The organism is Rhizobium sp. Root1203, from assembly GCF_001424945.1.
GTDB lineage: Bacteria > Pseudomonadota > Alphaproteobacteria > Rhizobiales > Rhizobiaceae > Rhizobium.
Genome location: NZ_LMCW01000022.1, coordinates 19,629 through 45,110 on the forward strand (window position 1 = coordinate 19,629; position 25,482 = coordinate 45,110).

General features: G+C 61.7%; 26 protein-coding genes. 12 read left to right on the forward strand and 14 right to left on the reverse strand.

The window, feature by feature from the left end; translation table 11 throughout:
- Nucleotides 1-19 precede the first annotated feature (19 nt).
- Nucleotides 20-1,198: a GGDEF domain-containing protein gene (locus ASC97_RS20330; RefSeq protein WP_057470168.1), complete on the forward strand. Its 1,179-nt coding sequence runs from the start codon at nucleotides 20-22 to the stop codon at nucleotides 1,196-1,198.
- Nucleotides 1,199-1,387: 189 nt separating this feature from the next.
- Nucleotides 1,388-1,924 (forward strand): glyoxalase superfamily protein, encoded by a 537-nt coding sequence (locus ASC97_RS20335; RefSeq protein WP_057470169.1) that lies wholly within the window; start codon nucleotides 1,388-1,390, stop codon nucleotides 1,922-1,924.
- Between the two features lie 40 nt (nucleotides 1,925-1,964).
- Here the strand turns inward: ASC97_RS20335 and ASC97_RS20340 are convergent, their stop codons facing one another.
- Nucleotides 1,965-2,447, reverse strand: a complete 483-nt coding sequence (locus ASC97_RS20340; RefSeq protein WP_057470207.1) for an anthrone oxygenase family protein — start codon at nucleotides 2,445-2,447, stop codon at nucleotides 1,965-1,967.
- A 2-nt stretch (nucleotides 2,448-2,449) separates the two neighbouring features.
- On the reverse strand, nucleotides 2,450-3,274 hold the full coding sequence (locus ASC97_RS20345) for an NmrA family NAD(P)-binding protein (RefSeq protein ID WP_057470170.1): 825 nt from the start codon (nucleotides 3,272-3,274) through the stop codon (nucleotides 2,450-2,452).
- Nucleotides 3,275-3,371: 97 nt separating this feature from the next.
- Here ASC97_RS20345 and ASC97_RS20350 point away from each other — a divergent pair, with 97 nt between their 5' ends.
- Nucleotides 3,372-4,031, forward strand: a complete 660-nt coding sequence (locus ASC97_RS20350; protein ID WP_057470171.1) for a TetR/AcrR family transcriptional regulator — start codon at nucleotides 3,372-3,374, stop codon at nucleotides 4,029-4,031.
- A gap of 120 nt (nucleotides 4,032-4,151) precedes the next feature.
- On the opposite strand, the gene ASC97_RS20355 is transcribed toward ASC97_RS20350, so the two are convergent.
- Nucleotides 4,152-5,444 (reverse strand): MgtC/SapB family protein, encoded by a 1,293-nt coding sequence (locus ASC97_RS20355; protein ID WP_057470172.1) that lies wholly within the window; start codon nucleotides 5,442-5,444, stop codon nucleotides 4,152-4,154.
- Between the two features lie 240 nt (nucleotides 5,445-5,684).
- Between ASC97_RS20355 and ASC97_RS20360 the strand changes: the two genes are divergently transcribed.
- Nucleotides 5,685-6,374 (forward strand): orotate phosphoribosyltransferase, encoded by a 690-nt coding sequence (locus tag ASC97_RS20360; protein ID WP_057470173.1) that lies wholly within the window; start codon nucleotides 5,685-5,687, stop codon nucleotides 6,372-6,374.
- A 91-nt stretch (nucleotides 6,375-6,465) separates the two neighbouring features.
- Nucleotides 6,466-7,392 carry a carbohydrate kinase family protein gene (locus ASC97_RS20365; RefSeq protein WP_057470174.1) on the forward strand — a complete coding sequence of 309 codons (927 nt, stop codon included), beginning with the start codon at nucleotides 6,466-6,468 and terminating at the stop codon, nucleotides 7,390-7,392.
- A gap of 24 nt (nucleotides 7,393-7,416) precedes the next feature.
- Here the strand turns inward: ASC97_RS20365 and ASC97_RS20370 are convergent, their stop codons facing one another.
- Complete coding sequence (locus ASC97_RS20370; protein ID WP_057470175.1) at nucleotides 7,417-7,632, reverse strand: helix-turn-helix domain-containing protein; 216 nt, start codon at nucleotides 7,630-7,632, stop codon at nucleotides 7,417-7,419.
- A 3-nt stretch (nucleotides 7,633-7,635) separates the two neighbouring features.
- On the reverse strand, nucleotides 7,636-8,190 hold the full coding sequence (locus tag ASC97_RS20375; protein WP_082530089.1) for a DUF2975 domain-containing protein: 555 nt from the start codon (nucleotides 8,188-8,190) through the stop codon (nucleotides 7,636-7,638).
- A gap of 77 nt (nucleotides 8,191-8,267) precedes the next feature.
- On the opposite strand from ASC97_RS20375, the gene ASC97_RS20380 reads away from it, so the two are divergent.
- Complete coding sequence (locus tag ASC97_RS20380; protein WP_057470177.1) at nucleotides 8,268-8,864, forward strand: hypothetical protein; 597 nt, start codon at nucleotides 8,268-8,270, stop codon at nucleotides 8,862-8,864.
- Between the two features lie 36 nt (nucleotides 8,865-8,900).
- Here the strand turns inward: ASC97_RS20380 and ASC97_RS20385 are convergent, their stop codons facing one another.
- Nucleotides 8,901-9,704: an alpha/beta fold hydrolase gene (locus tag ASC97_RS20385; protein ID WP_057470178.1), complete on the reverse strand. Its 804-nt coding sequence runs from the start codon at nucleotides 9,702-9,704 to the stop codon at nucleotides 8,901-8,903.
- A 181-nt stretch (nucleotides 9,705-9,885) separates the two neighbouring features.
- On the opposite strand from ASC97_RS20385, the gene ASC97_RS20390 reads away from it, so the two are divergent.
- From ASC97_RS20390 to ASC97_RS20405, 4 genes are all read left to right on the forward strand, one after another.
- On the forward strand, nucleotides 9,886-10,215 hold the full coding sequence (locus tag ASC97_RS20390) for an ArsR/SmtB family transcription factor (protein WP_057470179.1): 330 nt from the start codon (nucleotides 9,886-9,888) through the stop codon (nucleotides 10,213-10,215).
- Entirely contained in the window at nucleotides 10,212-10,676 is a 465-nt protein-coding gene (locus ASC97_RS20395; protein ID WP_057470180.1) for an SRPBCC family protein, read from the forward strand. Before ASC97_RS20390 ends, ASC97_RS20395 begins: the two co-directional genes overlap by 4 nt.
- Before the next feature lie 46 nt (nucleotides 10,677-10,722).
- Complete coding sequence (locus ASC97_RS20400) at nucleotides 10,723-11,136, forward strand: GFA family protein (RefSeq protein WP_057470181.1); 414 nt, start codon at nucleotides 10,723-10,725, stop codon at nucleotides 11,134-11,136.
- 198 nt (nucleotides 11,137-11,334) lie between these two features.
- Nucleotides 11,335-13,281 (forward strand): elongation factor G, encoded by a 1,947-nt coding sequence (locus ASC97_RS20405; RefSeq protein WP_057470182.1) that lies wholly within the window; start codon nucleotides 11,335-11,337, stop codon nucleotides 13,279-13,281.
- Nucleotides 13,282-13,334: 53 nt separating this feature from the next.
- On the opposite strand, the gene pgi is transcribed toward ASC97_RS20405, so the two are convergent.
- Both pgi and ASC97_RS20415 read right to left on the reverse strand, forming a co-directional pair.
- A complete protein-coding gene (pgi, locus tag ASC97_RS20410; protein ID WP_057470183.1) occupies nucleotides 13,335-14,963 on the reverse strand; it encodes a glucose-6-phosphate isomerase in 1,629 nt (542 codons plus the stop codon).
- 136 nt (nucleotides 14,964-15,099) lie between these two features.
- A complete protein-coding gene (locus ASC97_RS20415) occupies nucleotides 15,100-16,800 on the reverse strand; it encodes a long-chain fatty acid--CoA ligase (RefSeq protein ID WP_057470184.1) in 1,701 nt (566 codons plus the stop codon).
- Nucleotides 16,801-17,048: 248 nt separating this feature from the next.
- Between ASC97_RS20415 and ASC97_RS20420 the strand changes: the two genes are divergently transcribed.
- Entirely contained in the window at nucleotides 17,049-17,441 is a 393-nt protein-coding gene (locus ASC97_RS20420) for a PRC-barrel domain-containing protein (RefSeq protein ID WP_057470185.1), read from the forward strand.
- Between the two features lie 102 nt (nucleotides 17,442-17,543).
- Here ASC97_RS20420 and ASC97_RS20425 read toward each other — a convergent pair whose 3' ends face one another.
- The 6 genes from ASC97_RS20425 to osmF are packed head-to-tail and all read right to left on the reverse strand — an operon-like array spanning nucleotide 17,544 to nucleotide 24,272.
- Nucleotides 17,544-19,997, reverse strand: coding sequence for a glycoside hydrolase family 2 protein (locus ASC97_RS20425; RefSeq protein ID WP_057470186.1), 2,454 nt, complete (start codon nucleotides 19,995-19,997; stop codon nucleotides 17,544-17,546).
- 9 nt (nucleotides 19,998-20,006) lie between these two features.
- Entirely contained in the window at nucleotides 20,007-20,402 is a 396-nt protein-coding gene (locus ASC97_RS20430) for a VOC family protein (protein WP_057470187.1), read from the reverse strand.
- A 47-nt stretch (nucleotides 20,403-20,449) separates the two neighbouring features.
- On the reverse strand, nucleotides 20,450-21,199 hold the full coding sequence (locus ASC97_RS20435) for an ABC transporter permease (RefSeq protein ID WP_057470188.1): 750 nt from the start codon (nucleotides 21,197-21,199) through the stop codon (nucleotides 20,450-20,452).
- Nucleotides 21,196-22,143, reverse strand: coding sequence for an ABC transporter ATP-binding protein (locus ASC97_RS20440; protein ID WP_057470189.1), 948 nt, complete (start codon nucleotides 22,141-22,143; stop codon nucleotides 21,196-21,198). Before ASC97_RS20440 ends, ASC97_RS20435 begins: the two co-directional genes overlap by 4 nt.
- On the reverse strand, nucleotides 22,140-23,303 hold the full coding sequence (locus ASC97_RS20445) for an ABC transporter permease (RefSeq protein ID WP_057470190.1): 1,164 nt from the start codon (nucleotides 23,301-23,303) through the stop codon (nucleotides 22,140-22,142). The genes ASC97_RS20440 and ASC97_RS20445 overlap by 4 nt, the downstream gene beginning before the upstream one ends.
- Nucleotides 23,304-23,363: 60 nt before the next feature.
- A complete protein-coding gene (gene osmF, locus ASC97_RS20450) occupies nucleotides 23,364-24,272 on the reverse strand; it encodes a glycine betaine ABC transporter substrate-binding protein OsmF (protein ID WP_057470191.1) in 909 nt (302 codons plus the stop codon).
- A 456-nt stretch (nucleotides 24,273-24,728) separates the two neighbouring features.
- On the opposite strand from osmF, the gene ASC97_RS20455 reads away from it, so the two are divergent.
- Entirely contained in the window at nucleotides 24,729-25,472 is a 744-nt protein-coding gene (locus ASC97_RS20455; protein WP_082530090.1) for an MgtC/SapB family protein, read from the forward strand.
- Nucleotides 25,473-25,482 lie beyond the last annotated feature (10 nt).

A 25,482-nucleotide genomic window follows, 5' to 3' on the forward strand; every position in this document is an offset into this window, starting at 1 on the left:
CGCCGCTGGGTTTTAGAGCATGACGCTTGATTATGACTCCCTTTTGATAGCGCTGGCGGTTTCTGCAGGTTGTCTTGCAGCAACGCTGTTCGGCAGCTGGTTCGGGCGGCGCACCGAGACCTTCCTGCTGAGCTGCGCTTTCGCACTGCTGCTGATCGTGGGCGGTATAGTCGTGTCTGGCCTCTACATCGATAGGCCGGAGCGGTGGATCGGCGTTGTTGCATATGTCCTTTTCCATTCGGCCTTTGCCATGGGATGGGGAGCGGGATACCAGTTTCGCACCGGTCGCTTTCCCGCCTTGGCGACTGCGGCATGGGCGATCGTCGCCATGTTGCTGTCGGTTCCGCCGATGATCACGGGCTACGACGGCGCTGCCTTCATCGCTGAAAATTCGATGATTGCCGCCGCTCTTTTTGCCATTGCCTATCAGTATTGGCTGGCGCGCGACGAGGCGCCCGCGCCGCTCACCGCAATTGCCCTGCTCTATTCGGTAACGGCAGTGTCCTTCGTACTCTGTGCTGCCGTCCTGATCGCCGGCGGCAAGCTTGTTCTGGGCACTGCGCCGAAAAACTGGGCCGAGGACCTGAGCCTTGCGGTATGCATCGCCAGCATGACCGGCATCGGCGCGCTTTCGCTTGCGTTGCAGCAGTGGCGTATCGCTGCCCGCCACCGGCTGGATGCGATAACCGATCCGCTGACCGGACTGCTCAACCGCCGCGCGCTGTTCGACCGCTACGGCACTGGAGCGATTGACACCACGACCGCGATCGTGGTTTTCGACATCGACCACTTCAAAGCCATCAACGACACCTATGGCCACGGCGTCGGCGATCATGTGTTGAAAGTCTTCGCGGCACTTCTGGAAGCGAACTGCCGAACCGGCGATATAGCCGCGCGGCTCGGCGGCGAGGAGTTTGCACTGGTGTTGCGGGAGGTGATGCCGGGGCGCGCGGAACTCGTGGCCGAACGCATACGCAGAACCTTGGAAGACTACGAGACGCGTCTCGACGGGAGCGTGATCCGATGCACGGTCAGTGCCGGCATCGCAGTAGGGCGGTCGATCCCGATGCATTTCGACGCGATGCTGAGCGCTGCGGACAAGGCCCTCTACGCGGCCAAACGAACCGGCCGCAACCGTATCGAGCTGTCCGGCTATCTTCACGCGGTGCCCGTCGAGACTGTGCGAACAGGCTCTTGATCGAACGCCTTTCCTCCCATAGGTTTGCCATCGGCCGGATGCGGCCAGCCGCCCCGCGGCGCGAGAGCGCTATGGTGAATGCATCCACGGATATCCTTCACATCCCTTGCCGTTTGGCGATTGATGGCGAACGGGTCAGCAGACGCGGGCACTGATCGTCCTGTTTGCCGCCAACGGAAGGAATGCATCATGCGCGATTTTCGCGACGCCAAGCTCATGGCGAAGACGCTGCGGCAGGCTCTTGCCAGCCGTGACGTGGCACTCACCCACAGCGAAGCCCTGGAACTCGTTGCCCGCCAGTTCGGCTTCGACCAGCGGAATATCCTCTCGGCCAGGCTCGAGGAGGCAGAGGCCGTGCCGCCCGCCATTGCCATCCAGCCGCCGATCCCCATCTTCCGGATCTTCGACGTCGACAAGGCGAAGGAATTCTATTGCGGCTTTCTTGGCTTCTCGCTGGATTGGGAACATCGCTTCGGGGACCATTTTCCCCTCTATTGCCAAGTCTCCCGCAGCGGCATGCTGCTGCATCTGAGCGAGCATTCGGGTGACGCCAGCCCTGGCGCCAGGGCCTTCGTGCCGGTGACCGGCGTGCGTGCCTTCCAGGCGGAGCTCGCTGCAAAGCAGTACCGCTACATGAAGCCGGGGGTCAGCGAGGCACCATGGGGGCTCGAAATGGAAGTCATCGATCCGTTCAACAACCGCGTGACCTTCTGCGAACGGCCGTAAGCGCAGTCGCGGGAGGGTTCCGTACCCTCCCGCCTTTCCGTCAGAGAAGCATCAGTGCGCGGACGAAGGCGACGGAGGCGAGGAGGGAAGCCACCGTGCGAACATGGTTCCACCATGTCCAATCCTTCAGATAGGTCGCCCACAGGGTCGTCGCTTCGGGTCCGCCGCCGCCGACCTTCGCAAGCGCATCGTTCATCGGCACGTTGAAGACGATGGTCGAAGCGAATGAGGCGAACAGATAGAGTGCAGCACCTGCGAGCATCCAGATGTTGGTGCCCCCACGCCAGGTCAGGAAGGCAAGCACGGCGATCGCGAGGCATAGGACCGCAGTCGGGACGAAGAGCAGCATGAAGGGCGAGCGCACGATCGTCACGTTGATCGAGTTCATCGCGGCAATGCCCTGTTCTGCCGGAAGACGCGAAAACGCCGTCATCACAAAGGTCGAAAAGGCGAAGAAGATTCCTGCAACCAGGCCGCTGCCGATTGCGGCCGCTATCAGAACGATGATGAGAACGGTCGTCATGGTCATGCCCCCCAGGCGCCGGCAGCCGCGGCTTCCTCGGCGTATGCGCCGAAGTCTTTGGCCGGGCGGCCAAGAATGTCCGGCGTGCCGTTCATGACTTGCGAATTGCGCCCGTCGAGCACCTGGCTGAAGAGCTCTTCGAGCAGGTCGATCGTTCCCTGCGGTAGGCCGGCTGCGGCCAGCCCCGCCTTGAAATCGCCGATCGATGTCTGCCGGTAGGCGACCGTCCTGCCGGATGCCTCGGCGATCTCGGCGACAGCCTCGCGGAAGGTGATCGAGCGAGGGCCGGTCAACTCGTAGGTCATTCCGACATGCCGACGATCGGTCAATGCGACAACGGCGGCGTCGGCGATATCGTCGGCGTCGATGAACGGTTCCTTCACCTCGCCTGCCGGAAGGGCAAGCTCTCCGGCCGCGATCGACTCCGCAAAGGCGCCCTCGCTGAAATTCTGGCAGAACCAGGAGGCGCGCAGGACGGTGTAACCGATCCCCGATGCTTTCAGGGCTTCCTCGCTTCGTTGCGCACCCTCTTCACCGCGACCGGACAGCAGCACGATGTGCTGCAGCCCGCAGTCGAGCGCCGTGCGGGCAAGGGCGCCGATCGCCTCGGCGGCCCATGCGACGGAAAGGTCGGGTTGAAAGGTGACGTAGGCGCCGGTCGCGCCTGCAAGGGCACTGCGCCATGTAGGCCGATCCTGCCAATCGAACGGGCGCTTGCTGGAACGCGAGGCGAAGCGGTGCCCGATGCCGCGCTCCGCCAGCCGCAGCGCGACGCGGTTGCCGGTCTTTCCGGCGCCGCCGACAAGGATGATTTCGGAATTCTGCATCTGAGTACTCCCTTTGTCGAAACAAGAGAAAATCTCTCATTTGCAAAATGAGATAAACTCTCTTATTTTGTTCGTCAACCGAAAAATGGAGTGTCGGATGCCGGAGCAGGCCGCAGGCGGGCGAAAAAAACAGTTGGAAGCGACCGGTCAGCCGCGGCGGATCCCGAAGCAGCAGCGTGGCCGCGATCGTTTCGAAAAGATCCTCTCGGTCGCAACCGAGCTCATCGAGGAGAATGGCAGCGACGCGCTGAAGATGAGCGAAATCGTCGAGCGGGCCGAATTGTCCTTCGGCGCCCTCTATCAGTATTTCCCGGACAAGAGTTCGATCATCCGAACCCTTGCCGAGCGCTTCAACGAGCAGGGCAGGCGCTGCGTCGAGGCGGAGCTGGCCAATGTGTCGAGTGCCGAGCTGCTGCGGCAGGCGCTCTGCAGCATCGTCGATCAGTACTATGACTTTTTCCGCAGCGAGCCGGTCATGCGGGACATCTGGAACGCCACCCAGGCCGACAGGGTGCTGCAGCAGGTCGATGCCGAGGACATGGAATTCCATTCCCAGAGGCTGTTCGACGTACTGATCAAACTCTGGCCGAAGTGCCGGCCGGAAGAGCTTCTTGCGATTGCCCGGATGATGATGCATCTGCTTGCCGCAGCCGTGCGATACTCGATTTCGCTCGGCGAGGAGGACGGACGGGCCGCAATCGCGCTCTACAAGAAAATGCTGCCCGTCGACATCGGTCACCTCATGGCTACGCCCTGACGCGTGCGCCTTTGGCCGATACGGAAACTCCGAGTGGACGGCATTGCGGCCGCCGTTCTTGGCGGAACAAAGCCTCCGGTCTGCGGTCGTGAACATCGATTTCAGGGCGCAGGGCGCAGTCTATCCTGGCAGGAAGGCAAAGTAGGACAGGTAGCCGACGGCCCCAAGTGCGACCGAGATGGCAGACGCCTGCGCAAGTGCAAGCCCGTATCCCCGGCTGCCTGCAGTGAGTCCCAGCACCACCTTGGTCACCATGTTGACGGCGACGCCGAGCAGAATGACGCCGGCAGCGGTCGTCAAGTTTATCGTGGTGCCGGCAAGCCGTGCTGTCGACAATGTAATCGCGTCCACATCGACCAGGCCGGAGATCGCGGCCACCGCGAAAAGTGCCGTGGCTCCCAGATAGGTGATCGCGACCTTCGACAGCAGGCTGATGAGCCCGAGCAGAAGTGCGAAGGAAAGGACCGTCTGTATTTCGAACGGGTTCTTCAACGTGATCTCCGGCACGCCTGTTGATGGCCCGGGCAGATCCGTTGATGGCCGGGGACGAGAAACCCAGAGAAAACCTAAAGCAAGAAATCCGACGATGGCCGGTACGAGGCCCGACGCGAGCGGGACGAGCAGATCCGGCGCCAATGCGCTGCCAATGACGAGCACGCGCGCGAAAGACAGGGCGCCGGCGATGGCCGCTCCGGCTGCCAGGTGGCGCGACCCCTGCGGCGCCTCTCTGGAATATCGCGCAAAGGAAAGCGTCAGCGCAGTCGACGAGACAAGACCGCCCGCGGCACCAGCGAGTAATACGCCGCGGTTCGTGCCCATCAGCCTGATGGCAACGTAGCCGGCAAAGGAGAGTGCCGCGATCGTAATGGTCAGCAGCCAGAGCGAAAAGGGATTGATTGCTCCCCAGGGGTCGAGCGTCTTGTCCGGCAGCAGCGGCAGCACGACCACTGTCATGGCGAGCAGCATCAGTGCCGAGCGCAACTCCGGCCAGGTCAGCCACTGGACGAAGCCGTGCAGGCTGTGTCGCGCCGCCAGAACCACCGTCATGGCCACGGCGCCCGCAGCGGCGGTAATTACATCGCCAACGGCGGCAAGAACGCCGAGCGCAAAGACCAGGAGAGCCGCGACGATCGACGTCACGCCGTAGTCCTTGTCTTCCTCCGCTTCACGCCACTTGCCGGCGATGTATAAGGCGCCGACAAGGGCTGCGATCGTCGCCGGCAAGAATGGGCCGGTCATGGGCTGCAGTATCCCGACGACGCCGCCGAGAAAGCCGGTCAGCCCGAAAGTCCGGATGCCGGCCGTTCGGCCGCCATCCCGGATATCGCGCTCCTGCCATCCTCGCTCGACGCCGACGAGCAGGCCAATTGCGAGTGCCACGCCAAGGCGATGGAAGACATCCATATGATCCATTCCGTCACGATATCCCCGCCGTGCTGCCGCGCAAGCCCAACGGTTTGAAAAAGCTGAAAGATTTTCTCGCAGGACTCTTGCGGAGCCGCTGTCCGGCGAATGTTTCTCGGGCCGAAGCCGGAATGCCGGCGCGTTTGCCACTAGTTTTTGCCCGCATTCTCTGCTTCATCCCGCCCGCCGTTCTGGAATCTTTCCGCACTTGCTGCTATTGGCCCATAAATTTGACCAATGGAGAGAGCGATGATCCAGACGACATTCACCGACCGTGCAGTCATGGCAGAACTGGTGGCGAAGATGCTCTGGGAGATCAAGGCGGTGCATTTCAATGCCGCGCAGCCCTACAAGTTCGCCTCAGGCATGGCGAGCCCGGTCTATATCGACTGCCGCAAGCTTCTCTCCTTCCCGCGCATTCGGTCCGCTGTCATGGATTTCGCCGCGGGCGTCGTGCTGAGCGAGGCGGGTTTCGAACAGTTCGATTGCATCGCCGGCGGCGAGACGGCTGGCATTCCCTTCGCAGCCCTGCTTGCCGATCGCCTCAGCCTGCCGATGATCTATGTCCGCAAGCAGCCGAAGGGCCACGGACGCAATGCGCAGATCGAGGGCAACATGCCGGAGGGTTCGCGCGTTCTCGTCATCGAGGACCTGACGACGGCCGGCGGCAGCATGTTCAAGTTCATCGATGCGATACGCGCCGCCGGCGGAGTTGTCGACCACGGTATCGCGCTCTTCTACTATGGTATCTTCGATGAGGGTGCGCTGCGGTTTACCGATGGCAAGGTGAAGCTCCACTACATCGCGACCTGGCGCGACGTGCTTGCCGTTGCCAAGACACAGAAGCTTTTCGACGAAAACACGCTGAATGAGGTTGAGTCCTTCCTCGATGCACCGCTTGCCTGGTCGGGCCGCAATGGCGGCATTTCATCGCTGTGACGCCGAATGCGTGACGCGGCGCTTTGCTTTTGCCACGAAATTATCTAATCGATTAGAACATCGAAATCAGTGAATGCACTGGGAGGTCGGAATGATTTTATGCTGTGGCGAAGCGCTCATCGACATGCTGCCGCGGGAAACCACGCTCGGCGAAAAGGGCTTTGCTCCCTACGCCGGCGGCGCGATCTTCAACACGGCGATCGCGCTCGGCAGGCTGGGCATTCCCACGTCGTTTTTTACGGGTCTCGCCGACGATATGATGGGCGAAATCCTGCGCGACACGCTGAAGGCCAGCAATGTCGACTTCAGTCTTTGTGCCATCACGCCGCGCCCTTCGACGGTCGCTTTCGTCAAGCTTGTGAATGGTCAGGCGACCTATGCCTTCTACGATGAAGGCACGGCCGGCCGCATGATCACCGCCGATGATCTGCCGACCCTCGGCGACGATTGCGAAGCCCTCCATTTCGGCGCGATCAGCCTCATCCCGAGCCCCTGCGGCGAAACCTACGAAGCTCTTCTCGATCGCGAAGCCGACAATCGCGTCATCTCGCTCGATCCAAACATCCGCCCCGGCTTCATCAGGAACAAGGATGCCCACATGGCGCGCATCAAGCGCATGGCGGCTAAGTCCGACATACTGAAGTTTTCCGACGAGGACCTGGATTGGTTCGGCCTCCAGGGCAACCATGACGATCTGGCGGCACACTGGCTGAAGCACGGCGCCAAGCTTGTTGTGATCACCAAGGGTGCCGAGGGGGCTACGGGCTACACCGCCAGCCACAAGGTATCGGTGCCGAGCGAGCGGGTGACCGTGGTCGACACCGTGGGGGCGGGGGACACGTTCGATGCCGGCGTGCTGGCCTCGCTGAAGCGTCACGACCGGCTGACCAAGGCCAAGGTTGCAGCCCTCGACGAGGCCGGCATACGCGATGCCCTGGAACTGGGCGCCAGGGCCGCCGCCGTCACTGTCTCACGTGCCGGCGCCAACCCGCCCTTCGCCCATGAGATCGGGTTCTGATCACATCGACAACCGGGGCGGCGATCACGTCGCCTCGTCCTCGCGGAATTCGAGGATATCGCCGGGCTGGCACTCCAGCGCCCGGCAGATATTCTCCAGCGTATCGAAACGCACACCCTTGACCTTGCCGGATTTCAGCAGGGAAATGTTCTGCTCGGTGATCCCGACGCGCTCGGCCAGTTCCCTCGACCGCATCTTGCGCTTCGCCAGCATCACGTCGAGATTGACGATTATGGCCACCGGTTAAACAAAGCTCCGATAGTCGGCTTCGAGCTCTTCCGCCACGATCATGATGTGACCGAGCACGAACAACAACCCTGACAGCAGGAACAGAAGGACTTCGGTGCTGGAAACGCCGATGGCAAGCATCTTTTGTCCGGCCGGATTCGCATAGGTCACCAGGAGAACACCCGCGGTTCGCGACACGATGCCCGAAACCGCGCCGGCAAGAGCGAACATGCCTGCCCTGCGCAGAAGCTTGCCGCATTGCCGTGAAAAGAGATCACCGATCTGATAGCGGCCGAACAGTGACCACACGGCGTGCAGACCCCCGAATGCAAGCGCCGCATTCGCCAGCCCGATGACGACAAGGCCCATGATCGCAATGGGGGTCAGGGTCATCGGTTTCGGATCGCTGAACAGCGCCTGACCGACGTCGTGCTGGAATCCCTCGAGGTCGAACGACAACCGCCAGGCGCAATAGACCAGAACGCTTCCCGCTGTCAGGCCGATCATAAGAACGAGCAGCCTGAGTTTTCGGCTGAGCCTGCGGATCTCACCAGATGTTTCCTGTCGCATGTTGAATCCTTATTGCTATATGAGCTAAAATTATCGTATAGCAATAATTATCGCATTTCAACGTCGAATGGTTTTTCATGCGCACATTTTCATCTTTTCCGTTTTCAATCGCAGTCCTCGCACTGTTGTTCCTGCCGTCCTGCATGTCGGCCAACCCGATCTCTGCTGCGAAACTCAGTACCCTTTCCCCTCTGGACTCCAATCCGGCCGATCTGCGGGCGGCAATCAGGCTGCCGGCGTCGCTTGAACTCGGCAAGGCAAGCGTCAAGCTGGTCATGAAGTGGTCGTCGACTGTTACCGCCCCGATGACGCAGGAATACCCGCTCGAGATCACCGAGGTCACCAAGTCAGTTGGTGGTCTGCCGACGAACCTGGCATCGGGCGAAAAGATGGTGATCCTCGCCTTGTCCGCGGCCGACGTCGAGCCGTTCCGCGCCTTTCAGCGGAAGATGAAGGCCGAGAAGGCAGCCGGCATCAACGGCAGGGGCAGCTTGAGCGCCGATTTCTCCGGCGGCTGCTGGCGCGGCGTCTATCCGGCGGCCGATTCGCGCCAGCCGTTGGAGGTTTGGCTCCAGACTGCCCCCGCGGATGACTTCATCCCGCTCATTCAGGGCAGCGACCTGCAGGCAATGCTGTCGCGCGCCGGCGAGCCGACATTGGCAACTTGCCAATGAGTTGGAATGTGCCGGGAGAACCGGCCGCCGCCGGGTTCAGCCTGTCCGGTCCAGAAATCCGAGCACTTGCCGGTTGAAGGACTCGGGCCGCTGCAGCGGCGCAAAATGGCTGACGCCGGCAAGCCCGATGAACTCCGCTCCGGGTATGCTGCGCACGAGATAAGCCGCATGCTCCGTCTTGATGAACTCGTCGGCATCACCGAGCACGATGGCGACCGGCACGCTCAGCCGGCAGAGGTCTTCCGCGGAGTAGTTGGGTTCCGTCGCCATCATGTGGCTCACATCCTCCACGAATGCCTCGAATTGATCCGGGGTGGCCGACAGTGCCGCATAGTCTTGCCTGTGCCGGCTGAAGCAGCGATCGATGACCGGCGTTGCAACGAATGGTTTGGTGCCGCTCGGGTCCATGCTGCATGCGAAGAAGAAAACACCCGAGACGCGGTGCGGCTCCCGATCCGCAAGGATAAGGGCGGTACAGGCTCCGTCGCTCCAGCCGACGAGGGCTGCTCTGTCGATCCCAATCCGGTCCATGACCGCAAGAACGTCCGATGCCATCAACTCATATGTGTAGGGCTGCTGGTCGCGGGTGCTGCGGCCGTGCCCGCGGCTGTCGATGACGACTGCCTGGCGGCCCGACGCAACCAGTGCCGGGACCTGGTATCCCCAGTTGCCACTGTTGCCGAGCCCACCGTGGAGAAGGACGACCGCCGGGCCGGATCCTGAGGTCGCGTACCAGATCCGCGCTCCGTCGTTGTCGACGAATCCTTCGCTGCGGGCCGCAGGCAATGGCATGGCGCCGTGCGCCTCGAAATGAACAAGGTCGTCGTCGGTTGCAGTCATCCCGGTTCTCCAATGGCGATTTATACGATGACGATTGGTGATGTCGCGTTTCGACATCGAGCATATAAAAACGCCGTCCGGTCGCAACCTCCGGCACGAAGCCCTGGAGGGTCTCGTCTAAATTCCGCAGAAATAATAATTAGCGTTGACTATTTGATGAGTAACGACTAATCGTTTAGGCATGATAGAAGCAGTCGAAATTTCCTCCGTCATGCGGGCACTTGCAGATCCGACCCGGCGGGCGGTCTACGAGCGGATCGTCAGCGCGCGAGAGATTACCGTTGTCGATCTGACGCGCGGAAGCGGAGTGACGCAGGGTGCCATTTCACAGCATCTGAAGTCACTGAAGCAGGCCCGTCTCGTCGCCGAGAGACCCGAAGGCCGAAAGGTCTACTACCGTGCGGAGCCGGATGGGCTTGCCCCGCTGTTCGACTGGATGAGCCACTACGGCCTCTTCTGGCAAGAACGTTTCGACAGTCTGCGAACCCTACTGAAAGAAATCGATCCATGAACAAGGCAATGCTGCAAACCGATATTCAGGACATTGTCGTCGACGAGGTGTTTCCGCATGCCGCAGAGACGGTCTGGAAAGCCCTGACGTCAGGCGACATGATTGCGCGCTTCCTGATGAAGCCGACAGGATTCGAGCCGGTGGTGGGCAACCGTTTCACCTTCCAGACGAACCCTGCCGGCGAATGGGACGGCGTCATTCACTGCGAAGTGACCGATGTGGTGCCGAACGAACGTTTTGCCTACAGCTGGAAAGGTGGGCACCCCACCAACTCGGGATACGGCTCGCTGCTGGATACGGTCGTTACCTGGTCGCTCATCGAGGCGGAAGGCGGAACACGAATTCGCCTTGTCCATTCCGGGTTCGTCACGCCGAAGAACGATACGGCCTTCATGAACATGAGCGAAGGTTGGAAAAAAGTCGTTCCTCGCCTGGGCCCCCTCATGGACGAGCCGGCCTGAACCCGACACCCCCGAATATCATTGTTGTTTCCCAAAGGAGGATCACATGAGTGAACCCTATACAGGTGGCTGTGCCTGCGGTGCGATCCGTTACAGGATCGCCGGCGATCCGATTGTCATGCTTGACTGCCAATGCCGCCAATGTCAGCGCGAGAGTGGCACCGGGCACGCATCGCATCTGACCTTCCAATGCGACAACGTTGTTGTCGAGGGAGAAGCAACGCATTGGCAAGCGACCGGTGACGGCGGAATTGTCAAGGACCGGGCCTTCTGCCCCACCTGCGGCTCGCCCGTCTACATGACGTTTCCAGCCATGCCCGATTATTTCGTCGTTCGTGCCGCCAGCTTGGACGACCCGACACGATACAGGCCGCAGTTGATCAGCTGGACCGCCGCCGCGCAGCCATGGGACCACGTCGACCCACAATTGCCAAGGTTCGACAGGATGCCCCCGAGCTGATTGGCCGGCGAAATCCCTGTAGGAATTCAGCGAAGTTGGATCTGTCGCAATGGATATCGCGGAGGGCGAGACGGCCTCCGCAGTTGCGGGCGTCGGCCGGTAGTGTTACCAAAAGCCGTCCAACAATGGAGGTAAGCATGCGCTGTCACATGTTCGAAGGAAACGGAGCTACTCCCGAAGCCATGAACATGATGTGCTATGCGAACACTCAATCTTGGAATTTTGGCGCATGTCGACGCCGGCAAAACTAGCTTAACCGAACGCCTGCTTTTTCATGCCGGGGTCATCAAGACCATGGGCGGTGTCGATACCGGCGACACCCAGACCGACACGCTGCAATTGGAGCGTGAACGGGGAATAACGATCAAGGCTGCTGTCGCGTCTTTCGTATTCAACGACACGCGTGTCAATCTGTTGGATACACCCGGCCATCCCGACTTCATTGCAGAGGTGGAGCGGGTTCTCGGCATCTTGGACGGCGCGGTCCTTGTCGTATCTGCGGTCGAAGGGGTGCAGGCGCAGACGCGTGTCCTCATGCGGGCGCTGGCGCGGCTAAAGGTCCCCACCATCGTCTTCGTCAACAAGATCGATCGCCGGGGAGCCGACGACCGGCATGCCCTTGCCAACCTGCGGTCCCGGCTGTCGGACGCAATCGTGCCCATGGGATACGCGACGGCACCGGGAACGCCGGACGCTGCATTTGTCGCATTTTCCTGGAAGGATCGTCAGTTCCGTTCGGCTGTTCTCGAGGCCCTGGCGGAACACGACGATCGGTTGCTCGAAGCGTTCGCCGATGATGCGGATGTACCGGGCGGCACACTGTCGGCTGCCCTCGCCATGCAGACCGCCGCGGGCTCGGTACACCCAGTGTTTTTTGGCTCGGCGATCACAGGCTCGGGCATCGGGGAACTGATGAACGGGGTCACCGCCCTGCTTCCGGCACCCGTGCCCGAAACCGACAGGCCAGCTTCAGCCGCGGTCTTCAAGGTGGAACGGACTGGAGCCGGGGAGAAGCTGGCCTATCTCCGGATGTTTGCCGGATCGGTCCGCGTTCGCGACCGCCTCTCGATTGCCGGCAAGGACAATCGAATTACGGAGATCGAGGTATTCTCCCAAGGGCAGGCCGGCCGGCGCGACCTTGCTCGGGCGGGGGACATAGCCAAGGTCAGAGGCCTCTCCGACGTTCGTATCGGAGACTGGATCGGCGAGCGGTCAGTATATGTACAGCGGCAATTCTCCCCTCCTATGCTGGAATCGGTCGTCGTCCCGTCCGATCCGACCGAAGCGCCGTTGTTGTGGAAGGCGCTGCTGCAAATGACAGAGCAAGACCCGCTCATCAATTTACGACAGGGCGACGGCGGCCAGGACGCGATCTCCATTTCCCTCTACGGCGAAGTGCAGAAAGAGGTGATCGAGCACACATTGCGGGTCGACTACGGTCTCGAGGTCCATTTTCTCGAGACGTCACCGATTTACATCGAGCGCGTCGTGGGGACGGGTAGGGCCGTGGATCACGCACCCGATCCGTTTGTCGCTACGGTAGGTCTGATCGTCGAACCCGGCGACTGCCAGGGTCGTCACCGCTTCCGATCGCTGATCGACCCGGGATCGCTTCCGTTCTTTGCGCTGAAGGCCGTCGAGGAGGCAGTCGAGGAAACGTTGAAGCAGGGCGTTTTCGGGTGGCAGGTAACCGATTGCGTTGTCTCGCTGGTGGAGGCGACCAGAATGCGGAAGTGGGCATCCAGTACCCCTGCCGACCATCGGCACCTGACGCCATTGGTCCTCGCCGCGGCGCTTGAAGCCGCTGGAACGGAAGTATGCGAACCCATGGATCGGATTAGCATCGAAATGCCCCCTGAAGCGTTGCCAGGCGTGCAGAGCCTTCTTGCGCGCCTGGGAGCATCGCTCGAGCCGCCTACGTCGAATGGATCCATATTGGTGCTGGGCGGCACGATCGCTGCCATCAGCGTGCATTCGCTGCAACGTGCCTTGCCGTCCTTGACCGGCGGGCTGGGTACGATGGATGCGGAGTTTTTCGGATATCGCGCGCTCAACGGCCCGCCGCCCGTTAGAAAGCACGCCGGACCAAACCATTTCTCCCGCAGCGAGTATCTGGCCCGCCTGAGGGGAGCAAGGCAGTCATAAGAAAAACGCTCCCGCGGCGCCTGTCGCGGGAGCGTTTCCAGTTTCGCTCGTATCTACTTCGTGGCGAGGCTTGCCAGCGCCGCGACGAGGCCCTGTGTCGAGGAATCGTGGCCCTCCGCACTCTCCTTGCCTTCGATGACAGGCAGCAGGCCGGTTGCCAGTTCCTTGCCGAGCTCGACGCCCCATTGGTCGAAGGAGTTGATCCGGAAGAGCACGCCTTCGACGAAGACACGGTGTTCGTAGAGCGCGATGAGGCGGCCGAGCGCATAGGGCGTCAGCTTGCCGTAGACGAAGGTGATCGACGGGCGGTTTCCGGTGAAGACGCGGTGCGGAGCGATGAAATCGGCCTTTCTGTCGTCCATGCCCTTGTCGGTGAGCTGCTTTTTGGCTTCCGCGAAGGTGCGGCCCTTCATCAGCGCTTCCGACTGGGCAATGACATTGGCCATCAGCAGCTGGTGCTGATGGCGCAGCCCCGGTTCGAAGGCGTTTGCCGCGATCATGAATTCGGCTGGAATGACGCTCGTGCCCTGGTGGATGAGCTGGTAGAAGGCGTGCTGGCCGTTGGTGCCGGGTTCTCCCCAGACGACCGGGCCGGAATTGCCCTCGACCGGCGTGCCGTCGATGGTCACGCCCTTGCCGTTCGATTCCATGTCGAGCTGCTGCAGATAGGCCGGGAAGCGCGACAGGCGCTGGTCGTAAGGCAGGATCGCGCGCGTCGCGTAGCCCAACGCATTGCGATTGTAGAAGCCGATCAGGCCGAGCAGTATAGGCAGGTTCTTCGTAATGGGCGCCTGGCGGAAGTGGTTGTCCATCGCATGGGCGCCATCGAGGAAGTTGCCGAAATTCTCCGGCCCCACAGCAATCATCAGGGGCAGGCCGATCGCCGACCAGATCGAGTAGCGGCCGCCGACCCAATCCCAGAAGCCGAAGACGCGTTCGCTGTCGATGCCGAAGGTCGCGACCTTGTCGAGCGCTGTCGAAACGGCCGCGAAGTGATGCTGCACAGCCGCTTCGCCAAGCGCGTCGGCGATGAACTTGCGCGCGGTCTGCGCGTTGGTCATCGTCTCGATGGTCGTGAAGGTCTTGGACGCGACGATGAAGAGCGTCGTTTCCGGCTTCACCAGCTTCAGTATGTCGGCGATATGCGCGCTATCGATGTTGGAGACGAAATGCGCGCGAGGGCCGTCATGGAAGGGCGCAAGCGCCAACGTCGCCATGACGGGCCCCAGATCCGAGCCGCCGATGCCGATATTGATGACATCGGTGATCGCCTTGCCGGTCGCCCCCTTCAACGCGCCCGAACGGATGCCGTCGGCGAATTTGCCCATCGCAGCCAGGACCGCGTTGACGTCGGGCATCACGTCCTTGCCGTCGACCAGAACGGGCGTGTTGGAACGGTTGCGCAGCGCCGTGTGCAGAACGGCGCGGTCCTCCGTGAAGTTGATCGCCGTGCCGGAGAACATTTCGTCGCGCTTGGCCTCGACGCCCCCGGTTTCGGCAAGTTTCACCAGGAGAGCCAGGACCTCGTCGTTCACGGCCGTCTTTGAATAGTCCATAAGAAGATCGTCGAGCGACGCGGTAAAGCGGGAGAAGCGCTGCGGATCGGCCGCGAAAGCGGCGCGGATGTCGGTCGCCTTGGTCGCGGCCGCAGTGCTCTTCAATTGTTCAACGATGGCATTCATGGGAGGCTCCTTTGCAGGGCGAGAGGGTCGCGGAAACTATTCGCTTTGTAGGGTGCAAATCAAGTTCGGCGACCTGCCGAAACGCAAAAAAGCCACCCGCGACGACGGATGGCTTTTCAGCGCGGAGCATATGGATCTAGCTGCGCAGATCCTTGCGCAGGATCTTGCCGACGGGCGACTTGGGCAGCTCGGGGCGGAACTCGATGAACCGAGGCCGCTTGTAGTTGGTCAGGTTCTCCGCGCAGTGAGCCTTCACGTCGGCCTCGGTGAGCGCCGGATCCTTCCTGACGACGAACAGCTTCACGGCTTCGCCGGAGTGGCCGTCCGCAACGCCGATCGCCGCGGATTCGAGGATACCGGGATGCATGGCGGCCACCTCCTCGATTTCGTTCGGGTAGACGTTGAAGCCGGACACGAGGATCATGTCCTTCTTCCGGTCCACAATCTTGGTGTAGCCGCGCGCATCCATGAAGCCCATGTCGCCCGTGCGGAAGTAGCCGTCAGGCGTCATCGCGCGGGCTGTCTCCTCTGGCTTGTTCCAATAGCCAGCCATGACCTGCGGCCCGTGAATGCAGATTTCGCCGATCTCGCCGAGCGGTAGCGATTTGCCGTCCTCGTCCCTGATATCGAGGTCGGTGGAAGGGATCGGCAGGCCGATCGAGCCGGTGAATTCGGGCGAATCAAAACGGTTGGCGGTCGCAACCGGCGAGGTCTCGGAGAGGCCGTAGCCTTCGGTAATGTGAGATCCCGTCATCTTCAGCCAGCGCTCCGCGACCGGCCGCTGCACGGCCATGCCGCCGCCGAGCGAGATGACCAGCGATGAAAAATCGACCTTCGCGAATTCCTGATTGTTCATCAGGGCGTTGAAGAGCGTGTTGAGGCCGGGGAAAACGTGGACGTTGGACTTGGAAAACTCCCTGACCAGTGCAGGGATATCGCGCGGATTGGCGACCAGAATGTTGTGCGCGCCGAGCGACATGCCCATCAGCGAATTCACCGTCAGTGCGAAGATATGATAGAGGGGCAGGGCGCAGAGGAAGTTCAGGACATCGGGCCGCTGCCGGCTTTCGAAGGCCGATTTCAGCCAGAGTTCAAGCTGGAGCTTGTTGGACAGCAGGTTCCGGTGGGTAAGGACCGCGCCCTTGGCGACCCCTGTGGTGCCGCCGGTATACTGCAGGAAGGCGATGTCGTTGCCGGTCACCACGGCCGGCTTGAATGCCTTGCCGGCCCCTTCGCTCAGCACCTGCTTGAAGGTCTTGTGCTGCGGGATGGACCACGAGGGAACGAGTTTCTTCACCTTGCGAACAAGGAGGTTCACGATCAGGCCCTTGGCACCCAGCATTTCGCCGAGCGAACTGACGACGACGTGGCGTACGTCGGTCTTGGCGAGCACCTGCTCGACCGTTCGCGCGAAATTCTCGAGGACGAAGATAGCCTTGGCGCCGGAGTCCCGCAGCTGGTGCTCCAGTTCTCGCGGCGTATAGAGCGGGTTGACGTTCACGACGACCAGGCCGGCGCGCAGGATGCCGTAGACGGCAACAGGGTTCTGCAGGACGTTCGGCATCATCACGGCGACGCGGTCGCCCTTCTGCAGGCCTGTGTTCTGCAGCCACGCGGCGATCTTGCGCGTCTGGCTTTCCAGTTCCCGATACGTCAGTCGCTTTCCCATGCTGGAGAATGCGACGCGGTCGGCATAGCGTGCGCAGGATTTGTCGAGCAGTTCCGCCAATGATGCATATTCGAGAGGCGGAAGCTCCGCCGGGACGATCTCGGGATAGGTGGCAAGCCAGGGCTTTGCCGGCTTGGCGCCGCCTGGGTGGGCGGAAATGCTGTTCATCGTGTCTCTCTCCCTCTCGCTGCCGACCGGTTCCACCGGCAACCGATTGGACGATCCTCCATCTTCCAATACGGCAGCTTATGTCATTGCCTGAATGGTTCAAGCCGAGATTAGATACACTAACCTTGACGTAAACGTCAATATTGCAGCAACGCGCGCGCCTGTGGGAAATTTGGAACCTTGAGCGCCGCGCGACGTTTTCAAACCGTACGCCAAGCACGACGAAACCAACAAAAGGGAGGTGCACAATGCTGCATCAGGACGCTGACAACAACCGCCGAGACCCAAACGTAAAGGACACGCCGACGTTGATTGCGAGCGACCGCGTGGAAGGGACGCGCGTCTACGGTGCCGATGGCAAGCACATCGGTTCGATCGAGCGGCTGATCCTCGGCAAGCAGGATGGGCGCGTCGCCTACGCCGTTTTGAGCTTCGGTGGTTTCATGGGGATCGGTCACGATCACTACCCGCTGCCGTGGGAAAAGTTGGCCTACGATACCCAGCTGGACGGCTATCGCATCGACCTGACGAAGGAGCAGATCGAAGGCGCGCCGAGCTATTCGGACGATGACGACAACTGGTACAACGACAACGGCCGCCGGGTCTATGACTACTATGGCGTGCCGCCCTACTGGATGTAGGGTTACCCGCAAGCGTGGATAAGCGCCCGTGCAGCACGCTGCGTCCAGGTTGTGGCGGCGCGGCGGCATGATTTGGATGGCCCCGTCGGGGACGGGGCCATTTCAGTGCCCGTCAAGCAGATCGTTGGCCGATCGAAGCACCTTCCCAAGGGAGATGTCCTTCACGGAAACGGCCTTCGACGTCCTGACCTTGAAAGTATGGCTTTCGCCCGGCAGCAGCGTCACCAGCATCGAATCCACCACGGCATCGGGATCGAGACGATCCGCCATCAGGCAGAGGTCCTTCAGGAAGCTCTCGGCAGTGATGTGGACCTCGCAGCCATCTGCGGTCGTCGTCACCTTGATGGCAGCCCTCGGCTTCGGTAGCCGGAGATCGATATCCTCGACGAAGTAGTGGAAAGCGCGCCTGTCGAGCATTTGCACGACGACGATTTCGTCATGTGCCGCGGCTGGCGCAGCGATGTCGGCCGGCAGAGGAAATGCTTTTGCCTCGAAGCGATCGCAGAGATGCCGCCAGAACTCGAACTCCGCGAGCACCGTCCCGTCGAGCTTCATCCGCTTGCCGCTGATCTTCGCACGCCAGAAAAGCGTTCGCTCATTCACCGCGACGGCCGCCAGTCCGCCTGCGCGGGGCTGAATCGTCAGAAGCCGCGGATCGAAGGCCTCTCGCATCGCATACCACAGCGGCTTGCGCCGCCCGGCCGAATCGAGTGCCGCCCATGACGTCACCGGCCAGCAATCGTTGAACTGCCAGACGATCGCACCCTTGCAGATATCGCGATGCGAGCGCATGTGCTCGATCGCAAAGCGGATCGCGCGCGCCTGATTGAGCTGTGTGGCAAAATGCCAGTCGTCCATCGTCTCCGGTATCGGCAGATGGCCGGCGAGCCCTCGGATCAGCTTGTCGTTCCCCTCCGTCGCCTTCTGGTGGTGAAACACTCCATTGGAAACGGGCGTCAGCGGCGCGTCATGGACGCTCTCTTCCAGCGTCGCCCAGTTGGGCGGCGCTTGCCAGCCGAATTCCGAGCAGAAGCGCGGGATGTAGTTGCGGTAGACCTCGTAGCCGACGTCGTTCCAGACATCCCATATGTGCTTGCATCCATGCGAATCGGCGTTCGGTTCGATCGTCATGCTGCCGGAATAGGGACTGCCGGGATAATAGGGCCGGTCCGGATCGAGTTCGGCGCAGAGCTTCGGCAGGATATCGAGATAGTAGCCGAGCCCCCAGCTCTCGCCGTCCTTGATGACAGGCCGCCAACCCCATTCGTCGAAGCCCCAGATATTCTCGTTGTTGCCGTTCCAGACGATCAGCGACGGGTGCGGCATCAGTCGCACGACATTGTCGCGCACCTCGGCCTCGACCTCGCTGCGAAGTGGCTCTTCCTCGGGATAGGAGGCGCAGGCGAAGAGGAAATCCTGCCAGACGAGCATGCCGGCGCGATCGCAGGCCTCATAGAATTCGTCGCGCTCGAAAATGCCGCCGCCCCAGACGCGGAGCATGTTGATGTTCGCAGCCTTCGCCTCGTCGACGCGGGACGCGTATCGCTCCGCCGTCACGCGCGACGGGAAGCAATCATCCGGAATCCAGTTGGCTCCGCATACGAACAGCGGAACGTCGTTGACGACGAAGGTGAAGGCCGAACCGTGTTCATCCGCGGACGTGTCCAGCCGCACCGACCGGAAGCCGATGTCCTTCGTATAGGTATCGAGTAAGTCGTTGCTTACGTCGCAGCTCAGCTCGAGACCCAGCGAATACAGCGGTTGCGCGCCGAGATGATGCGGCCACCAGTTCTGCGGCGAGGGCACGCGGATCTCGAAGCTGATCTCGTCGGTATCGGGCGGTATGGCGACGGCCAGTTCCTGGCCAGCGACGGTTGCGGTGAGCATCAAGGGCGTCGGCTCGCCTTGTCGCGCCAGTGTTGCATGGACGGTTACAAGACCATCGCCGCCCGCAAGCGTCGCCGAAACCCGCGTCTCCGCCATCCTTGCCCGGTTCCAGCTTTCCAGCCGCACCGGCTTCCAGATGCCCGATGTCACCAGCGTCGGACCCCAGTCCCAGCCGAAGTTGCACGCCATCTTGCGCATCAGGTTGCCGGGCCCCGGATAGTTGTTCGGCCGGTAGCCGTAATGCTCCTCCATCTCCGCGCCGTAGGCATAGGCCGAGCGGAAGACGATGCTCAGCTCGTTCGCGCCCGGCTTCAGCCGCTCCGACACGTCGAAGCGGTAGGTGCGATGCATGTCGAAGGTCCGGCCGATCTCTTCGCCGTTGAGCGAAATTGCCGCGACCGTGTCGAGTCCGTCGAAGACCAGCTCGTGCACCCGTTCGTCGTCCGGCGCAGAATCGAAACTGCAGCGGTAAGTCCAGTCCTCCCGCCCGATCCAGTCGTTGGTGATCTCGTTGACGTCGATGTAGGGGTCGGGGATCAGCCTGCCCGCCAGAAGGTCGAGATGGACGCAGCCGGGTACGGCCGCAGGGATGCCGGTATTGAGATCCGGCCTTCCTGTAACGTTGCAGGAGGCGGTCCAGCCGCGGCTCAGTTCGATTTTTTCGATCATTGTGTGCTCTTAGAGGTAGCGGCCGTGGCGCTGCATGACTTCGACTTTGTAGCCGTCCGGATCTGTGATGAAGAAGAAGAGCGCCAGGAGCTTGCCGTCGCGATTGAGTTCGACCAGCTTGCCCGGGTTAAGACCCGCTTCTGTCAGGCGCTTGTGTTCGACGGCGACCTCGTCGACGGAAAACGCCAGATGGCCGTAGCCGTCCCCGAGCTTATAGGGTTCGATGCGGCCCTTGTTGACCGTCAGCTCCAGCTCGAAACCGGTGTCGCGGCTGCTGAGATAGATCAGCGTGAACGTATCGAAATCGATGCGATCGGCGACTTCGAGGCCGAAAACCTTGCCATAGAACTCGACCGAGCGCGCTTCGTCGAGAACGCGGATCATGGAGTGAATCATCTTGGCCAAGGCTGCCTCCCCTCTTGCATGTTGCGGCAGCTTTGGTAGCCGCTGTGTCAGGTCGCGCGCAAGCCCATTCTTCGCGTAATTGCCGTTTCGGCGAGCCCCATCGCGTCGTAGATCAGGACGGCCATCAGGCCGACGATCAAGCCGCCCTGCAGGATGAAGGCCGTGTTGTCGGAGATCAGGCCGGCGATGATGACCTCCCCGAGCCCCTTTGCCGCGACCGTCGAGCCGATCGTGGCCGTGCCGATGTTGATCACCGTCGCGACCTTGACGCCTTCGATGATCAGCGGCAGCGCGAGCGGCAGTTCGACGCGAAACAGCCGCTGCGTCGGGCTCATCCCCATGCCGTCAGCGGCATCGAGCACCGAAGACGATACCTGGTTGAGACCAGCGACCGTGTTCTCGAAAATCGGCAGGAGGCCGTAGAGAAAGAGCGCGATCAGCGTCGGGCCGGCGCCGAAGCCGATGGCGGGCACGGCAAGCGCAAGCACTGCAACCGGCGGAAAGGTCTGGCCGGCATTGGCGATGGCACGCGATAGCGGCAGGAAGTCGGCGCCGCTTTTTCGGGTCACGAAGATTCCCCCGACGATGGCCAGAACCGCGCTCGCCACGATCGAGACGAGCACCAGCTCAAGATGTCCGGCGGCGAGCGACGGCAGGCTGTTTTGCCTATAGACCGCCGGCGCATTGTTGTTGGTCAGCGGCGCCAGCAAAAACGACAGCCATTCCGTCCTGAAAAGCAGGATCAGCAGCAGCACCAGCGCTGCGACGCGGAAAAGATTTGCGGTGATCAGTTTCATGCCTTGCGGCCCAGCGCCAGCAGCCGCGACATGGAGATGGAGCCGACAGGGGCTTTCTTGGTGCCGTCCTGAACGGCCGCCTCGTCGATGCCTTGCCAGATCATCTCCGCCAGCGCGTCGCGAAGGCTAAGCGATTGCTCCAGGCTATGGGACAGGCCGGGCTTGGCAGGCGCCATGCTGGCTTTCAGCGGCAGCAGCGACATGCGCTTCAGCGCGCGGTCGGACGTGCCGGTCAGCTGCTGCACGAAGGGGTCGGCGGGCTCGGTCAGGATCTCCTCAGGTGTCGAATATTGCAGCAGCCTCCCGCCCTTCATCACCGCGATCCGGTCGCCGAGATGGAAGGCTTCGTCCATGTCGTGCGTGACGAGAATGACTGTTGTCCCGAACTGCTTCTGGATAGCAAGAAGGTCATCCTGCGCCTTGCCGCGGATGACAGGGTCGAGCGCGCCGAACGGCTCGTCCATGATCAGTACCTCGGGTTCGGCCGCAAGCGCGCGCGCCACCCCGACGCGCTGCTGTTCGCCGCCTGAGAGCTGATGCGGATATTTCGCGGTGAAGATCGCCGGATCGAGATTGAACAGCCGCAGCAGTTCCTTGACGCGATTGTCGATCCGCGCGCTGTCCCAGCCGAGAAGCTGCGGTACGGTCGCGATATTCTGGCCCACGGTTCGGTGCGGAAACAGGCCATTGCCCTGGATGACATAGCCGATGTTGCGGCGCAGCTCGGTGGCCGGCACGTCGCCAACGTTGCGGCCGTCGACGAAGATCTCCCCTTCGGTGATCGGCACCAGGCGGTTGATCATGCGGATCAGGGTCGATTTTCCGGAGCCTGAGGTGCCCACGATGACGGTGATCGCCCCCTTCTCGACCGACATCGAGACATTGTCGACCACAGGCGTGGCACCGTAACGCTTGGTGACGTTCCGGATGTCGATCATGCTCATGCGGTGGGCCCCCGGATGCTGTCGGCGACCGCATCGAGGATGACGGCCGAGGAGAAGGCGAAGAAAACAGTCGGCACGGCGCCGAGCAGGACGAGGTCCATGGCCGTTTGGCCAAGCCCCTGGAAAATGAAGACGCCGAAGCCGCCGCCGCCGATGAGCGCGGCTACCGTCACGAGCCCGATCGCCTGTACGAGCACGATACGGATGCCGGTAAGGATGACAGGCAGCGCAAGCGGCAGATCGATACCGGTCAGGATCTGCCGGCGGGTGAGGCCCATGCCCGCTGCGGCGTCCCGCACGGCGGGATCCACGCCTTCGAGCCCGACAACGGTGTTGGCGACGATAGGCAGCAGCGAATAGAGCACGAGCGCGATCAGCGCCGGCGCGGCCCCGATGCCGCGAATGCCGAGCGCCGCGGCCAGTGGAACATGGGTTGCGAGGTAGCCGAGCGGCAGCATCAGGATGCCGAACAGCGCCAGGCTCGGGATCGTCTGGATCAGGCTCAATCCCTGGAGCAGCGCCGCCCTGAGCTTCGGCACCCAGAAACAGGTGATGCCGAGCGGCAGGCCGATGACGGCGGCAATCGCGAGCGATCCGAAAGCCAATTGCAGATGTGCCAGCGCCTGCGACCAGAACTGATCGGCACGCGTGGCGAATTCCTTCATGATCGAAAGGCTATCGAGCAGGCCGGACCAAAGGAAGATACCGAGAAGGAAGGCATAGAGGGCGAGTGCGGCAATGCGCATCTTTGGCGTCAGGTCGATTTTTACCAGCGCATCGGAAATGACGAGGCCGATCACGGCAAACAGCAGCCAGAACCCGCCGCCCGGCGTCATTCGCGCGACGTTGCTGTTCTCTGGTGTAAACGCGGTTGCCACGAGGCCGATCGCCGCGATCAACGCCAGAAGACAGAGCGTTGCGATCGCCAGCCTGAGCCGAACGTTCCGCACGAGCAAGACCGCCAGCGCGGTGGACAGCAGCAGCACGGTGAGAACGATTGCGGAAGGCTGGTTCAGAAGCTGCATCAGCAACACCGGCTTGCCTGCCGCGATGCGGTTCGCCTTGACATAGATGAAGGGCAGAAGCGTCGCGGCGACGCCGGCAACAACAAGAACCACGCCGAGCCGGTCCAGCCTGCGGACCGCTGAGGTTTCTTCCATCGATCCGTCCCAGTATGGAAAGAAAGGTTGCTCCGCCTCGGAAGGCGGAGCGTCGGGCGGCTACTTCAGGAACCCTTTTTCCTTCAGGTACGCTTCGGCCACGGATTTGGCGGGCTCTCCGTCGACCTGGATCTTGCCGTTCAGCTTGCGCAGTTCGTCGGCCGTCAGGCTCTTGAAGATGGGGGCGAGCACTTCCTCGATCTTCGGGTTGGCCTTCAGCACCTCCTCGCGGATGATCGGCGTCGGCGCATAGACCTGCTGCACGCCCTTGTCGTCTTCAAGCACGGTCAGTTCCGCGGCTTCGATCGCCCCGTCCGTCCCATAGACCATGGCGGTATTGGCGCCGTTCGTCTGGTCCGCGGCCGCCTTGATGGTCGCAGACGTATCCCCGCCTGATAGCACGATTTCCTGGTCCGGCTTCAGCGTGAATCCATAGGTCGTCTGGAATGCCGGAAGCGCACCGGCGGAATTCACGAATTCGGCCGACGCGACGAGCTTGGCTGAACCGCCACCGGCGACCCATTTGCCGAAATCCGACATCGTCTTGAGCTTGTTCGGCGCGGCGACATCGTTGCGAACGGCGATCGCCCAGGTGTTGTTGGCCGGCGATGGCGTCAGCCAGACGATCTTGTTGGCGTCGTAGTCGAGCTTCTTTGCCATGTCGTAGCCTTGCTGGAGGTTCTTCCAGGCGGCATCCTCGGGCTTGTTGAAGAAGAAGCCGGCATTGCCGGTGTACTCCGGATAGATATCGATTTCCCCGGCCGTGATCGCCTTGCGAACGACAGGCGTGGCGCCCAGCGCGATACGGTCCTGCGTCTTGATGCCGTTCGCATTGAGTGCCAGCGCAATGACGTTGCCGAGCAGCGTGCCTTCGGTATCGATCTTCGATGAAACGACGACGTCTGCCGCCTGTGCTGCACCCGCAGCAAAGGCGGAGAGCGTTACGGCGAGTGCGAATTTAGTGAGCATGGACTATCCCCTTGATCGTTGACACGCGCGGAACCTTTAGCGGAGTCTGCCGCGGATAAGATCGCTGGCGAAAAAAGCCATAGCCTCAATCTGTCGGCAAGGTATTGCGTACCAGAAATAGCGTGCATGACAGAAAAATCGATGCGAACGCTAAAATACTCCGCTTTCGCTGGCGAACGCGACCGCGCGGATGGCAACTGGGCGTCGCTAACTATCGCGGATGACAACGGAATTTGCTCGAACCACCGTCGCCACAGGCTGGTACCTCGGCACGATCGGACGGCGAAGAATGGGATGCATAGGGTAGAATTCGCCCCTTCCGGCAGGCTCGACGCGCCCGGAAGCAGCAACCCCAAAAGGAATTTCCCGGCGCTTTCCCTGCCGATTGACTCGTATCGAAGGGGCCGCATACGTTGCAGTTCTCCGACTGCGGGAGTGATTGGCAGCGCGGCAATCATGCGCAAACAGGGTGAGGGTTTTGCTGTGTGGGAATATGCCACGGGTCTGTCTGGAGTTCTTTTGATCGCGCCGCGGCTTCTGGTTGCCGTTTTCCTCGGTTGCCTGGTTGGCATCGAACGGCAATGGCGGCAGCGGCACACGGGTTTGACGACGCATGCCCTGGTCTCCCTCGGCGCCGCCATCTACACCTCGCTGCCGGCGCTCCTTCACGATGTTCCGGATGTGAGAATGGGGGGGCAGGTGGTCACCGGCATCGGCTTCCTCGGCGCCGGCCTCATCATGCGGGACGGAACGAATGTCCGGGGGCTCAGTACCGCCGCCACGGTATGGGCAACCGGCGCAATCGGCGTTCTTGCCGGTTACGCGATGTTGCTCGAAGCCGTCGAGGCAACGGTCCTGATCATCGCAATCAATATCGGCCTTCCCCGCCTTGGGTTCTACATCAGTGCGCTCGCACCCGAACACGAGACCGTCGAGCGCTTTTACGTCATCGGCCTGAAATGTGCGGCACACGATGAAGCCACCGTGCGCACCCAGCTTCTCCAGGCGTTGAGTGCCAGCAAGCTTCGCCTTCATTCCATGGAAAGTCACGCCGTCAACGACACCAGCGTGGCCGAGGTAGAGGCGATGGTTTTCAGCAGCCGCGAAGAGGACGAACTGATCGAGCAGGTTATCGGCAAACTCAGCCTCGCTCCCCACATCTTCTCCAGCAGCTGGACGTCGACGGCCCCGCCTGAATGAGCATCCCGTC

Bases quoted from the DNA above. Each gene is read 5' to 3' on its own strand.
- ASC97_RS20435 (WP_057470188.1), bottom strand. From the start codon at position 21,199: ATGAAACTGATCACCGCAAATCTTTTCCGCGTCGCAGCGCTGGTGCTG.
- osmF (WP_057470191.1), bottom strand. From the start codon at position 24,272: ATGCTCACTAAATTCGCACTCGCCGTAACGCTCTCCGCCTTTGCTGCG.
- ASC97_RS20395 (WP_057470180.1), top strand. From the start codon at position 10,212: ATGAACAAGGCAATGCTGCAAACCGATATTCAGGACATTGTCGTCGAC.
- pgi (WP_057470183.1), bottom strand. From the start codon at position 14,963: ATGAATGCCATCGTTGAACAATTGAAGAGCACTGCGGCCGCGACCAAG.
- ASC97_RS20335 (WP_057470169.1), top strand. From the start codon at position 1,388: ATGCGCGATTTTCGCGACGCCAAGCTCATGGCGAAGACGCTGCGGCAG.
- ASC97_RS20400 (WP_057470181.1), top strand. From the start codon at position 10,723: ATGAGTGAACCCTATACAGGTGGCTGTGCCTGCGGTGCGATCCGTTAC.
- ASC97_RS20405 (WP_057470182.1), top strand. From the start codon at position 11,335: ATGCGAACACTCAATCTTGGAATTTTGGCGCATGTCGACGCCGGCAAA.
- ASC97_RS20380 (WP_057470177.1), top strand. From the start codon at position 8,268: ATGCGCACATTTTCATCTTTTCCGTTTTCAATCGCAGTCCTCGCACTG.
- ASC97_RS20330 (WP_057470168.1), top strand. From the start codon at position 20: ATGACGCTTGATTATGACTCCCTTTTGATAGCGCTGGCGGTTTCTGCA.
- ASC97_RS20390 (WP_057470179.1), top strand. From the start codon at position 9,886: ATGATAGAAGCAGTCGAAATTTCCTCCGTCATGCGGGCACTTGCAGAT.
- ASC97_RS20365 (WP_057470174.1), top strand. From the start codon at position 6,466: ATGATTTTATGCTGTGGCGAAGCGCTCATCGACATGCTGCCGCGGGAA.
- ASC97_RS20445 (WP_057470190.1), bottom strand. From the start codon at position 23,303: ATGGAAGAAACCTCAGCGGTCCGCAGGCTGGACCGGCTCGGCGTGGTT.
- ASC97_RS20455 (WP_082530090.1), top strand. From the start codon at position 24,729: ATGCGCAAACAGGGTGAGGGTTTTGCTGTGTGGGAATATGCCACGGGT.
- ASC97_RS20360 (WP_057470173.1), top strand. From the start codon at position 5,685: ATGATCCAGACGACATTCACCGACCGTGCAGTCATGGCAGAACTGGTG.
- ASC97_RS20345 (WP_057470170.1), bottom strand. From the start codon at position 3,274: ATGCAGAATTCCGAAATCATCCTTGTCGGCGGCGCCGGAAAGACCGGC.
- ASC97_RS20415 (WP_057470184.1), bottom strand. From the start codon at position 16,800: ATGAACAGCATTTCCGCCCACCCAGGCGGCGCCAAGCCGGCAAAGCCC.
- ASC97_RS20340 (WP_057470207.1), bottom strand. From the start codon at position 2,447: ATGACGACCGTTCTCATCATCGTTCTGATAGCGGCCGCAATCGGCAGC.
- ASC97_RS20425 (WP_057470186.1), bottom strand. From the start codon at position 19,997: ATGATCGAAAAAATCGAACTGAGCCGCGGCTGGACCGCCTCCTGCAAC.
- ASC97_RS20420 (WP_057470185.1), top strand. From the start codon at position 17,049: ATGCTGCATCAGGACGCTGACAACAACCGCCGAGACCCAAACGTAAAG.
- ASC97_RS20375 (WP_082530089.1), bottom strand. From the start codon at position 8,190: ATGCGACAGGAAACATCTGGTGAGATCCGCAGGCTCAGCCGAAAACTC.
- ASC97_RS20350 (WP_057470171.1), top strand. From the start codon at position 3,372: ATGCCGGAGCAGGCCGCAGGCGGGCGAAAAAAACAGTTGGAAGCGACC.
- ASC97_RS20440 (WP_057470189.1), bottom strand. From the start codon at position 22,143: ATGAGCATGATCGACATCCGGAACGTCACCAAGCGTTACGGTGCCACG.
- ASC97_RS20385 (WP_057470178.1), bottom strand. From the start codon at position 9,704: ATGACTGCAACCGACGACGACCTTGTTCATTTCGAGGCGCACGGCGCC.
- ASC97_RS20355 (WP_057470172.1), bottom strand. From the start codon at position 5,444: ATGGATCATATGGATGTCTTCCATCGCCTTGGCGTGGCACTCGCAATT.